The organism is Streptomyces sp. NPDC017676, assembly GCF_044329325.1.
Classification (GTDB): Bacteria; Actinomycetota; Actinomycetes; order Streptomycetales; family Streptomycetaceae; genus Streptomyces.
In genome coordinates this window covers 86122-98490 of sequence record NZ_JBIRJA010000021.1, presented here as the reverse complement: position 1 = coordinate 98490, position 12369 = coordinate 86122, and the positions used below count along the sequence as shown (strand labels likewise).

Genomic DNA, 12369 nt, shown 5'->3' with positions numbered 1-12369 from the left:
CGTCACAGCGGGCAGACTGCCGCGGTGTGCGGGACCCGGCGCGGTCGGAGCGGGCGGCCCACGGTCCACATGATCCGCGCTCCCCCTTGCCCCCCACCCAGGTTCGTCCTCCGCCCGGGACCCCACCGTGCACGCCCGGCTCGTCAGCGGCCGGAGAGGCTGCCTCCGCCGTCCACACCGAGGACCTGACCGGTGATGAAGCCGGCGTCCTCGCTCAGCAGGAAGGCGATGGCCGCAGCCACCTCCGCCGGGCGGCCGAAGCGGCCCATGGGCACCGAGCCCAGCACCCTGGCCTCGTCCGCGCCGCCCACCGGGTGCTTGTCCCGGAAGAGTTCGGTCTCCACCGGTCCGGGGGCGACCGCGTTGACCGTCACCCCGTGTTCCGCCAGCTCCAACGCCCACGTGCCGGTCAGCCCCACCAGCGCGCTCTTGGCCGCCGCGTAGCTGCTGCGCGTACGCGAACCGTACTGCGCCCGGCTCGTCACATTGACGATCCGGCCCCAGCCCCGCTCCCGCATCCCGCCGACGCAGGCCTGGGTGACCTGCACGGCGGCCCGCACGTTCAGGTCGTACACCTCGTGCAGCGCGTCGAGGGTGATCTCACCGAGCGGTTCCGGCAGGACGATGCCGACGTTGTTGATGACCGCGTCCACGCGTTCCGCGCGGGTGACGGTCTCCAAAAGCTCGCGCGTGGCCCCGGCGTCGGCGAGGTCGCACGGGTGCAGCACTCCCGGGAACCCGCTGTCCGGGACACCGCGGGCGATCCCCAGCACCCGGTGCCCCCGGTCGGCGAGACGGTGCGCGGTGGCGAGGCCGATCCCCTTCGACGCTCCTGTGATCAGCACGGTACGTCCGGACAACAGCGGTCTCCTGTCCTTGAGCATCCCAGACTTGACCCCCTCGCCGATCTTCCCACCCGCCGCGTCCGGCACCTCGCCGTCGTGCGCCTCCACGGCGGCGGCGAGGTACGGAAGTGCCTGGGAGCGGGTACGCGAAGGAATCCGACGTCTGCGTGTGTGACCAGTCATCTGCCGCCGACCGGACCTCCTCGGATCGCGCGCACCGGAGCGGGGCGATTACGTCGTAATAGACGCTGGGGCCGGGGCGACGTGCCGTGCGCCGGTCGTCCTGCCTGGCGGGCTCACCCTGGAACCACGGCGGGCCGGTGATGTCGATGACCGCCCGTAGCGTCAGGGTGAGGAGCGCAGGAGGCGGCCCAAAGCCGTGCGGGAGGTGACGCCCAGCTTCGGGAAGATGCGGTGCAGGTGGCTGCTGACCGTCCGGTGGGAGACGTAGAGACGCTCGCCGATCTCCCGGTTGGTGAGCCCTTCGGCCACCATCAGGGCGATCTCCAGTTCCTGCGGGCTCAGCAACTCCCGCGCGTCGGGCACCCCCTCGGCGCTCGCCTCGCCGGAAGCCCGCAGTTCGCGGCGGGCCCGCTCGGCGAACGTGACCGCGCCCAGGGCGTCGAAGGCGTCACGGGCGGCCCGCAGCGGGGTGCGCGCGAGGGCGTCGCGGCGTCTGCGGCGCAACCACTCGCCGTAGGCCAGTTGCGTCCGGGCGCGGGCGAAGGGCCAGCGCGTCAGGTCGGCGGCCAGTGCCTCGGAGAACTGGCGTTCCGCGTCGGCGTCGTCGGCGAGGACCGCGCGCGCGAACCGCACTCCGATGTGCAGCGCCGGCGACGGATGGACGGCCGCGACCTCCTCCGCGCGGCCGACGACCCCGCGGACCTCCTCCGCGCGGTGCGCACGCAGCGCCACGTCCACCAGATCCATCAGCCCGTAGTGCAGCGCGGACGGGTGGAACGCGGGCGACGCCGGATCGTGCGGCTGCCGGAGCCGGTCCAGGGCACCGTCCAGGCGGTCCTGCGCGGCGGCGACCTGCGCGAGCGCCAGGTGGGCGGTCGCCAGGACGGGGCGGGCGCGGTACGCGCCGCCGAGACCGATCGCCTCCGTGGCCAGTTCCTCCGCTTCCGCGAACCGCCCGCCCAGCGCGGCGATCAGCGCCTGGGTGGCGCGGATCATCGCCCGCAGCACCGGCTGGGAGGTCTCCCCGGCCAGCCGGAGCGCCGCGTCGGCCGACGGGACCGCCACCGTCAGATCGCACAGCAGCGCGGCGCTCCACGCCCGCACCGTCAGCGCCTTGGCCAACAGACCGAACCGGCCCTGGGCCCGCAGGCCGTTCAGGGCGGCGGCGGAGAAGCTCGCGGCCAGTTCGAAGGCGCCGACCAGGACCGCGGCCGTGCCCAGAGTCTGGTCGGTCACCGCGTGCCCGCTGGGGTGTGCGGCCCAGTGGCGGAGCCGGGCGAGGACGTGCGCGCCGTGCTCCCCGGGTGCCGCGCAGGCCATTACGGCCAGTGCCAGCGGCTCGTCGGCCGGTTCCAGGCGTTCGGCGAGGGCGGCCACGCGTCCGGCGGCTGTGTGACCGCCGTCCACCCACACACAGTGCACTGCGGCCGTCCACAGGATGCGCAGGGCGAGTGCGCCGTCCCCGTCGTCGGCCACGTCCTGGGCCAGATCGGTCAGCGAGACGACGTCGGTGCCCTCGGGCACATCGTGTTGGAAACGGGCCGCCGTCCACGCGGCCCGGGCCCGCTGCCGCGCGGACAACGTACCGGCATCCGCGCGGTCCACAAGCCGGGCCACCTCGTCGCGCCGCCCGGCCTCGACTGCGAGGTCGGCCGCGCGCAACAGCAGCTCGGCACGGCGTTCCGGGCAGTCGCTGAGCTGTGCGGCGTCGTCCAGCGCGGCGACCGCGGCCAGGACACCGCCGCGTTCCGTCTGCTCGGCCGCCGCTTTCAGGACGTCGTCCGCGTCATCGTCCGGGCCCGGCCCAGCGGCCGGGACGGGCTCCCGGGGCGGCCGGGGCCTGGACGGCGTCCGGTCGATGGCGGCACGTACGCGGCGGAGTTCCTCCGGGCTCGCCCCGGACAGCACCGCCCCGCGGATGACCGAGTGCCGGAACCGCAACTCGCCCCCGTGGACCGTGATCAGGCGCCCGCGCACGGCCGGAGCGAGATCATCGGGATGGACGGACTCGCCGGCGATCAGCTGTGCGGCCTCCACCACCGCCGTGACGCCGCTGTCCTGGTGAACCGCCGCGATCAGCAGCAGCAGCCGGGTGAACGGCGGCAGCCCGGCCAGCCGGGCGCGGAAGGCGCTCTCCACCCGGGGCACGGGCGGGGGCGACACGGTCGTCGTCGCTTCACCGCACGCCTCATGGGCGACGCGTGCCAGTTTGACCAGCACGAGCGGATTGCCGTCGCCCTCCGCCAGGACACGCGCCCGCAGAACGGGGGAGAGGCCGGGTGCCCGGGAGTCGACGAGAGCCGCGGCCTCGGCAGCGCCGAGCGGATCCAGCGGCAGCACCGGCAGACCTGTGGTGTCCGCCGGGGAACGGAAGCCCTCGCGCAGCGTGGCCAGCAGCACGATGGGCTCGGACGCGAGCCGGCGGGCCACGAAGGTCACGACGGCGGCGGTGGCCGCGTCCAGCCAGTGCACGTTCTCGATCACCTGTAGCACCGGGCGTCGTGCCGCCGCCTCGGCGAGCAGGTTGAGTGTGGCCGACGCCACCTGAAACGGGCTGGCGTCGGGTGCCGGGCGCGTGTCCAGGCAGGCCCGCAGCACCTCGCGCTGGCCCGGAGGCAGCCGGCCGTCGAAGACGCGGACCGGTCGCAGCAGTTCGCCGAGCGCGGCGAACGGGTGGCGGGAGCCCGGTTCCGTGGCGACGGCGGTCAGGACCTGCGGCCCGTCCTCCGCCAGCGAACCCAGGGCATGGCGCAGCAGGGCCGTCTTGCCGATTCCCGGCTCGCCGGTCACCAGCAGGGCTCCGCCGGATCCGGCCAGTCCCCGGTCGATGACGTCCCGCAGGGTGGCGATGGGGCCCTCACGCCCGATGAATGTCACCGTGCTCGCTCCCGTACCTGTTACCCGCTCGGTCGAGTCTAGTCAGGGCCCGCGCCGGGCACCGGCGGAGTGCCGGACCCGGGCCTGCCGTCCAGTGTTCGCGGGTCTTCCCGCGCCGGGCCGTCACCGGACGGGCGGGAAGACCGACGCCAGTTCGGCGCGCGATGAGATGCCCAGCTTCGGGAACACCCGGTGCAGATGGGTGCTCACCGTGCGGTGGGAGAGGTACAGGCGCTGCCCGATCTCCCGGTTCGTCAGTCCCTCGGCTGCCATCTGCGCGATCTGCAGTTCCTGCGGCGTCAGCCGGTCCCGGGCGTCGGGCTCGCGACGCCGGCTGGTCTCACCGGAAGCGAGCAGCTCCCGGCGAGCGCGGTCGCCCCACGGGGCGGTGCCCAGCGCGTCGAAGGCCTCGCGGGCGGCCCGCAACTGGACCCGGGCGTCCGTCACGCGACGCTGGCGGCGCAGCCACTGGCCGTAGGCGAGCTGAACTCGGGCCCGGTCGAAGGGCCAGGCGCACCCGCCCTCGGCCAGTGCCCGCTCGAACAGCGCCTCCGCGTCGTTGTCGTCGGCGAGGACCGCGCGGGCGTAGCACAGGCCGCTGCGCAGGGCGGGCGACGTGCTGCGCAAGGCGGCCTTCTCCATCTCGGCGATCACCGACCGGGCGCGCCGGGTGTCACCGCTGTGGACAGCGGCGTCCACCAGCTCGATGAGGGCGTAGCAGCGCAGGGCCGGCTGGTGGGCCGGGTCGGTCGGGTCGTGCATGCGCAGCAGATGGGCGTACGCCTCTTCGTGGCGGCCCGCTCCCATGGCGGCCAGTCCCCGGGCGATCTGAGCGGTCGCCAGTACCGGCCGGGCGGCGACGGGCAGTCCGATCCGCTCGGCCCGGGCCGCCAGCTCCATGGCGCTGTCATACCGCCCCTGGAGCGCGGCCGTCCGGGCCTCGGTGGCGACGTTGATGCCATGGAGAAACGTTTGTCCTGTTTCCCGGGCCAGCCGGCTGGCCTCCTCGGCGACGGGGATGGTGGAGGACAGGCGTGCCAACTGGGCGCCGCTCCAGGCCTGAGCGCCCAGGGCCCGGGCGAGCAGGCCAAGCCGGCCCTGCGCGCGCAGTCCGGGCACGGAGACCTCGGACAGCTCCTCCGCCAGCTCGAAGTCGCCGACCAGCACGGCCGCGCTCCCGACCAGCCGGTCCGCCTGGGCGTCGCCCGCCGTCCGGCCGGCCGCCTGCCGCAGATGCGTCAGGACCCGGCTCCCGCTGGTCACCGGCTGGGCATAGGCGAGGATCGCCAGGATGCGGGGGTCGTCGTCGGGGAAGGGCAGCGCGTCGGCGAGGGCGACGATGTCACGGCGGGCCGCGTCGCCAGGTTCGGACCAGAAGCAGCGCAGCGCGGCGCTCCACAGGATCCGTACGGCGAGGTCGTGGTCGTCCTGGGCCATGACGGTCCGCACCAACTGGGTCAGCAGAGCGGTGCCCTCGGAGGCGTCCCGCATGCCGTCCTCCAGGCCACCCTTGATCCACTGGATGCGGGCCCGCTGCTGCGGGGTGGTGGCCCACGGGGTCGCCGCGTCCAGCAGCCGGGTCAGCAGGTGCTGCTGGCCGGTGTCCACGGCCTGGTCGGCGGCCTTGAGCAGCCGTTCGATCCGCTGGTTGGGCCCGCTGCTGAGGCGGGCGGCCTGTTCCAGGGCGAACACGGAGTCGGCGGCACCGCCTCGGCGGTAGGCGCGGTCGGCGGCGGCCTCCAGCCGGTCCGCGAGCCGCGCGTCGGGCCGGACCGTGGCCGCCGCCTCGTGCCAGGTCCGGCGGTCGGATCCGGGTGGCAGGCAGCGTGCCAGGGCCGCGTGGACCTCCCGGCGACGGGCCGCGGGGGCCGCCTGCCGGATCGCCGAGCGCATCAGCGGGTGCCGGAAGCGCACCATGTCCCCGGCCGTCTCGACCAGCCGGGCCGAGACGGCGGGAGCGAGGTCCGCGGCCGTCACCGCGGCAGCGGGACGCGGAGAAGCGACACTCAGGATCTCGGTGAGCGACGGGCTGTCGTCGCAGGCGGCCGTGAGCAGGATGCGGCGGGTCGTGTCCGGCAGGGTGCGCAGCCGAGCGGTGAACGCGTCCTGGAGCCGCCGGGACATCGGGGTCCAGGGAGCGTCGGGGGAGATCGTCTCGTGCCCCGAGGTGTCCGTCGCCAGTTCGGTCAGCGCGAGCGGGTTGCCGGCCGCTTCCTTCAGCAGCTGCTGGCGGGCCACGCGGGCCAGGCCGGGCGCCCGCTCGTCCAGCAGGAGGGCGGACGCCTCTGCGGACAGCGGCCCCACTGCCAGGCCGGGGATGTCGGCGCGGGTCAGATGCGAGGGATAGCCGTCCCGCATGGCGGCCATCAGCAGGATGGGCTCCGATTCCAGGCGCCGGGAGAGGAAGGCGAGGACCTCGGCGCTGGCCCCGTCGAGCCAGTGGACGTCGTCCACGACGAGCAGCAGCGGCACGTCGGCCGCGGCCCGTGCCAGCAGATTCAGGGCGGCGAGCGCCACCAGGAACACGTCGTGGACGGGTGTGTCCGTGATGCCGAGCGCCGCCTGGAGCGCGTCCCGCTCGTTGTTCGGCAGATCGCCGATCAGGGCCCTGAACGGGAAGATGAGCTGATGCAGTCCGGAGAACGGCAGCAGCGTCTCCGACTCCACGCCGACCGTGGTCAGGACGCGGTGCCGGCCCTCTGTGCCGTGCCGTGCCGCCTCCTCCAGGAGCGCGGTCTTCCCGATACCGGGTTCGCCGTGTACGAGAACGGCGCCCCCTTGTCGGGACAGGCCGTCGATACGGTCTTGCAGGAAGGCCGTCTCGTTCTCACGGCCGAACAGTGCATCGGCGGGAAACCGCATCGCCGGCACCTCCATGGGAAACATCCCAGAAACTAAAAACCGGTGGATAAGCGGGTGGACGGTCCTGGGCGGGTCCTGCCGGCAGTTGCACGACACAGCCAGTAACTTTTCCATAGCAGTGTACTACGTCGGTTCGTTATCCCGGTCCCACTGCCTTTCCGTGCTTCAAGTGGTTGATTTCGCGTCCCGGTTCGCATCCGAGGAAATGCCGGAAGTATTGCAGAGCCGTCATGGCCGACGGCGAATACGCGGAATTAGTCGCAGGAGCGAATACCCTCTGCGTGCTTTTTTCCGCGCTCGGAAGGTGCCACCGGGTCGCATCCGCTGCGGGCGCGGTGAGGACGTCGGTGGTCGCGCCGTTCGCGTAGTCGTTGCGCACCTGAACGGCACCGAACGCGTATCGGTGTCGGACGGTCCGCTCGCGTTCGGTCGTGCGGCGATGACCTCGGCCGCCTGAACGGCCGTACCGGACGGGGGCTGACCACGGCGTCGGTCGCACGGTGTCCGTGCCGCCGGTGAGGTGGAGCCCCAGGCGGCGGCCTCGCGGTCGAGGAGGACCACGGCCACGGCCCCGCGTACGGCAAGCCCGCCGGCCCTGGGGCCCCCGGACCGAAGGCGAGGTGCTGGATCTCCTCGCTGTCGCCCTCCGCCACGTGGACGTCATCGCGGGCCCTGTGGGTCCGCGTGCCGTACGCCCGGCCGAAGGGGGCCTGAGAAGAGCTCACAGCGGACGTATCGTCTCGGCGAGGAGCCGTGGCTCGGACAGGAACGGGGAGTGGGCCGTCCGCAGCGACTCGACGACTGTGGGATTTCCGGGGAACGCCTGGTCCGCCTCCGCGATGAACAGGTCCTGTAGCGCGGGCGGGACACACCGGTCCCGCGTGCAACGTACGTACGTGCGGGGAACGGATCCCCATCCGTCGTCCGTCAGATGCGTCGTCTGGGCCGCGAGACCGATGGGCGAGTCGGAGCCGAGCAGCGCGATGGCCGCGTCGGCCACCGGCTGGGGTACGTCCCCGTAGAACGCCTCCCGCAGGCTGCGCAGCACCTCCTCGTCGTCGCTGCGTGTGTCGATCCGCAGGGCGCCGATCGCCGAGGGGTCACCGGACAGCAGCGCGGGCACGTGGGATTCCGCGAACTCGGGGCGTTCCATGTACGTGAGCGCGGCCACGTTGGAGGCGGGCATGTACCCGCTCACATAGACGACCCGGGCGACGAGACCGGGGTTCTCCTGCGCCACGCGCGTGATGACCGGACCGCCCATGCTGTGCGCCACCAGCGTCACCGGCGCGCCACATCCGATGCGCCGCACCGCGTGGGTCAGTCCGGCGGCGGCCCGGGCGACGTTGACGTGCGCCAGCAGGGAGAATTCCGTGGCGAACGCGCCGGGGTCGAACGGCCTGCTCAGCAGCGCGGCAGGCCTGCGGGCCCGCAGACCGTGCCCCGGCAGGTCCACGGCGACGGCCGGTCTGCCCAGTGCGGCCAGTTCCACGATCACTTCGTTCCAGCACCAGGCGCCGTGGAAGGCGCCGTGCACCAGCACCATCGGGCCATGACCCATACGGAGGTACTCCCCTTCTGCGAAACCCGGGCGTTACGGGCCGTCGGTGATCCACGGCACCTGTTGCGCCCCCTTCACGACTCTCCGTTCGCGCGCCACCGGGCGCATCTGTCATTCGACGGTGCGGTGACTGTCGTGCGCCCGGGAACGCTCCGCGTCACGGCGGTGCCGGCTGCCACGCGGTTGCTCGGAGGCCGGGCGCACACCGCCGTGACGGTCCCGCGAGAACCCCCCTCGATGACCGGTTCCGGAGCCGTCGGCGGTACGCGAGAGCCATCGGCAGAAGAGGGTGCCCGCACGGGGCCGGTCCGTCGCGGCGCGGCGGTGGCCGCGGCGCCGCGACCGCTCGGCCCGGCGTCACCGGTCGGGACCGGCGCCCGTGCGACGGGGTTTGCCGGGCTCGCCTGTCCGCCGACACAGGCGGGCTGACGGTATACGGCCGACTCGAAATACGGCCGACTCGAAGGACTCGGCGACGCCGGCCCCTGGGCGAGGTGCAGGGTGACGTCCATGCGTCGATGATCCCGCGCGCGGGGGGCTCCGCCCGCTGGGTGCCCAGTCGCCCCCGGGGTCCCCGGCTCGCACGTCGCTGCTCACGAGGCACCCTGCACCGCGTCGCCGGTCACGTCCCCCTCCGTGCCGGGGCCAACCGCCTGAAGCCGGTCCCCACGTGACAACCCGGCCATGAATGGCACGGCGCGCACGAGACGCCGTACGCGCCCGGCCACCGAGAACGGCATCGCGGTGACGGCCAACGCCCGCGGCCTCGCCACCCCCCCGGCGTCGAGTTCGCCCCACCCCACCGCGCCACCCGCATCCGCGCCCTGCTCGACGCGCCCGCCGGCCCCACCGGCGCGCGCCCCGGCTGGACGTCCGCCCTGCTGACGGCGATCACGACCTACGTGCTGCTGGGCGCGACGAGCGCGGAGCACCCGCGCACACGTCGGCCGCGGGGTCCACCCGGCCCGGGCCCGTCGGCTCCGGGCCGACAGCGCTCCGCCCCCGGGCGGGCGGTGACGCGCCAGCCCGGGGGCGGTGGATCGGGTCACAGCGCGGCGGCGGTCGCCGGTCGACGAGGGAGCGCACGACGTCTTCACCACCGGCCGCCGCCCGGACGCCCTGGACGCGGCCGTGAAGCAGATCGGCCGCAACGTCACCGGGGGCCAGGGCGGCTCCCCCTCACCCGGCTCCCCCTCACCCGGCTCCGCCTCCGGCGCTCATGCGGGTTGAGGGTCGCCGCCGGGAGTTCGCCGGCGCCGCCCGGTGTGCCCCGCGCCGGACGCCGCGCGCCGTCGTGGCGCGGACCGACGGGTCAGCCGGTTTCGTAGCGCACCGGCAGGCTCACCGGACCGCGCATCATCCCCGCCGGGATCCACCCCAGCGTCTCCAGGGGCGTCGTGGGTTCAAGGCGGGTGAACCGGTGCAGAAGCGTCCGCAGCGCGATCTGGATCTCCAGGCGGGCGAGCGGTGCGCCCAGGCAGTGGTGGATGCCGTGCCCGAAGGAGAGATGGCGGACGGACGGGCGCGTGACGTCCAGAGCGGCCGGGTCCGCGCCGTCCGGCAGGGGAGCGTCCCGGCTCGCGGACACCAGGGACACGACGACGACGTCGCCCCGCGGAATCGGGACCCCGGCGAGCACCAGGTCCTGTGCGGCGAACCGGTGCGTGGTCAGTTCCACGGACGTGTCGTACCGGAGCAGTTCCTCCACCGCGCCGGGCAGCAGGTCGGGCCGCTCACGCAGCAGCCGAAGCTGGCCGGGGTGGCGCAGGAGCGCCACGACGCCGTTGCCGAGCAGATTGACGGTGGTCTCGTGCCCCGCGACGACCAGCAGCAGGGCGGTGCCCACCAGTTCCTCCTCGGACAGCCGCCCGTCCTCCTCGTCACGCGCGGCGACCAGCGCGGACAGCAGGTCGTCCGCCGGCTCCCGGCGCTTGTCCGCGATGAGCCGGCCCAGCAGCCGGTGCAGACCGGCCACCGCCTCCCGGTGTCCGTCCGTGCCCACCTCCAGTGCCTTGCTGCTCCAGGCACGGAAATCGGCGCGATCGGCCGTCGGGATGCCGAGGAGTTCCGCGATCACCGTGACCGGCAGGGGCGCCGTGAACGAGTCGATCAGGTCCGTCTCCCCGGACGGTGGCAGCGCGTCGATCAGCCCGTGCGCGATCTGCTCGACGCGCGGCGCCAGAGCGGCCGTCCGCCTCGGGGTGAACGCGGCGGAGACCAGGCGGCGCAGCCGGGTGTGCTCCGGGGGATCGGCCTCCAGCATCTGACCGCCGAGTCCGACACCCGGCTGGTTGAGGACGTATCCGGCGGCCGTGAGCGCCTCTGCGGCGGGTACCGGATCCTTGAGCAGCGCGGGGTGGGTCAGGGCCGCGCGCGCCTCGTCGTAGCCGACGACGAGCCAGCCTTCGATGCCCGAGGGGAGCAGTGCCCGGTGCACGGGACCCGCCGCGCGCAGACGGGCGTACTCGGCCTGGGCGTTCGCCTTGAAGGCGGCATCCAGGCGTACCAGGTCACGACCTGGAGATATGTGTAACTCAGTCATGGCATCAGCCTATGCGGCTTGGGGAGGACAGTGTCCCGGGCAGCTGAACAAATGACCTGCTCCATCATCAACTAGGCTGACATCAGCCGCACCTACTTGTTCTCACCATCACGGGTCATGCCCCGGCCCTTCACCGACTGAAAGGTCAGGACTGCACGGATGGCCAAAGTCATCGTGGCGTCGACTCCTCTGCACGGACATGTCACTCCCATGCTCGCCGTCGCCCAAGGCCTGGTGCGGCGCGGACACGAGGTCCGCTTCCTCACCAGCACCCGGTACGCGGACCGGGTGCGCGCCGCCGGCGCCGCGTTCGTTCCCCTCCCGGGGCAGGCGGACTACGACGACCGCGCGCTAGACGTACAGTTCCCGGGCCGGGCGGCGGCCCAGGGGCCCGGCCGACTGATCTTCGACATCAAGAACCTCTTCGGTGACGCGATCCCGGACCAGTTCTCGGCGCTCCGGTCGCTCCTGGCCGAGTTCCCCGCCTCCACCGTCATCAGTGACCTCCTGTTCTTCGGAGCCCTGCCGCTCTCCCTGGGGACCCCCCGCAGCGACCGGCCCACCACGGTGACCATGGGCATCTCGCCCGTCCCAGTCGACAGCGTCGACACCGCGCCGTTCGGCTTCGGCGTGCCGCCCCTGCCGGGAGCGGAAGGCCGGGCACGCAACGAGGCGATGTACGCCCAGGCGCGCGAGGTGTTCGCGGACGCGGAAGGGCATGTGGGCAAGGTGCTGGCCGGCCTCGGGGTGACACTCAGCCGGTCGCTCTTCAGCGAGTCGGCCGCGGCGGCGGACCACTTCCTCCAGCTGACCGTGCCCGGTTTCGAGTATCCGCGCAGCGACGCCCCGGCCTCCCTCCGGTTCGTCGGGGCGCTCCCGTCCGAGCCCGGTACGGATGCGGAACTGCCCGAATGGTGGGACGACCTGGTCCAGGGGAACGGGCCGGTGGTCACCGTCACCCAGGGGACCGTGGACAACGCCGACTTCTCGCCCCTGCTCCTGCCCACCCTGCGTGCGCTGGCCGACCTCGACGTGACCGTCGTCGCCGCCACTGCCCGCCCCGGCGGTCCCGAGGCGGTACGGGCCGCGCTCGGCGAGCTGCCCGCCAACGTCCTGCTCGGTGGGTACATCCCCTTCGACCGGCTGCTCCCGCTCAGCGACGTGCTCGTCACCAACGGCGGCTACGGCGGCGTGCACACCGCCCTGCGCCACGGCGTCCCCCTCGTCGTGGCCGGTACCACCGAGGACAAGCCGGAGGTGGCCGCCCGGGTCGAATGGGCGGGCGCCGGCGTCAACCTGCGCACCGACGCTCCGGACGAGGAGACCCTGCGCACGGCCGTGGGAACCGTGCTGAACGAGCCGAACTTCCGCAGCCAGGCGCGCGCACTCCAGGCGGAGATGGCGCAGTACGACCCGTTCGCGGCGATCGCCGAGGTCGTCGAACGGGCCGAACAGGCCTGAGACGACGTGACCGCGGGCCGGCCGGGCCATTGCCCGGC

General features: G+C 73.4%; 7 protein-coding genes. 2 read left to right on the top strand and 5 right to left on the bottom strand.

Translation table 11 applies throughout. The annotated features are described in order from the left end of the window. Positions 1-143: 143 nt before the first annotated feature. The 4 genes from ACH4LD_RS35915 to ACH4LD_RS35900 all read right to left on the bottom strand — a co-directional run bounded on the left by ACH4LD_RS35915 (position 144) and on the right by ACH4LD_RS35900 (position 8328). Entirely contained in the window at positions 144-860 is a 717-nt protein-coding gene (locus ACH4LD_RS35915; protein ID WP_398057328.1) for an SDR family oxidoreductase, read from the bottom strand. 330 nt (positions 861-1190) lie between these two features. Then, positions 1191-3905, bottom strand: coding sequence for an AAA family ATPase (locus ACH4LD_RS35910; RefSeq protein WP_398057329.1), 2715 nt, complete (start codon positions 3903-3905; stop codon positions 1191-1193). Positions 3906-4028: 123 nt separating this feature from the next. Continuing rightward, the gene (locus ACH4LD_RS35905; protein ID WP_398057330.1) at positions 4029-6767 is read right to left on the bottom strand and encodes an ATP-binding protein; all 2739 of its coding nucleotides are present in this window, start codon (positions 6765-6767) and stop codon (positions 4029-4031) included. A gap of 721 nt (positions 6768-7488) precedes the next feature. Further along, positions 7489-8328: an alpha/beta fold hydrolase gene (locus ACH4LD_RS35900; protein WP_398057331.1), complete on the bottom strand. Its 840-nt coding sequence runs from the start codon at positions 8326-8328 to the stop codon at positions 7489-7491. Between the two features lie 1035 nt (positions 8329-9363). On the opposite strand from ACH4LD_RS35900, the gene ACH4LD_RS35895 reads away from it, so the two are divergent. Next, complete coding sequence (locus ACH4LD_RS35895) at positions 9364-9558, top strand: hypothetical protein (RefSeq protein WP_398057332.1); 195 nt, start codon at positions 9364-9366, stop codon at positions 9556-9558. A gap of 82 nt (positions 9559-9640) precedes the next feature. On the opposite strand, the gene ACH4LD_RS35890 is transcribed toward ACH4LD_RS35895, so the two are convergent. Continuing rightward, positions 9641-10870: a cytochrome P450 gene (locus ACH4LD_RS35890; protein WP_398057333.1), complete on the bottom strand. Its 1230-nt coding sequence runs from the start codon at positions 10868-10870 to the stop codon at positions 9641-9643. Positions 10871-11029: 159 nt separating this feature from the next. Here ACH4LD_RS35890 and ACH4LD_RS35885 point away from each other — a divergent pair, with 159 nt between their 5' ends. Then, the gene (locus ACH4LD_RS35885) at positions 11030-12331 is read left to right on the top strand and encodes a glycosyltransferase (protein WP_398057334.1); all 1302 of its coding nucleotides are present in this window, start codon (positions 11030-11032) and stop codon (positions 12329-12331) included. Positions 12332-12369: the final 38 nt, after the last annotated feature.

Excerpts from the sequence above, each read along its gene's own strand:
- ACH4LD_RS35890 (WP_398057333.1), bottom strand. The coding sequence starts at position 10,870 with ATGACTGAGTTACACATATCTCCAGGTCGTGACCTGGTACGCCTGGAT.
- ACH4LD_RS35900 (WP_398057331.1), bottom strand. The coding sequence starts at position 8,328 with ATGGGTCATGGCCCGATGGTGCTGGTGCACGGCGCCTTCCACGGCGCC.
- ACH4LD_RS35885 (WP_398057334.1), top strand. The coding sequence starts at position 11,030 with ATGGCCAAAGTCATCGTGGCGTCGACTCCTCTGCACGGACATGTCACT.
- ACH4LD_RS35905 (WP_398057330.1), bottom strand. The coding sequence starts at position 6,767 with ATGCGGTTTCCCGCCGATGCACTGTTCGGCCGTGAGAACGAGACGGCC.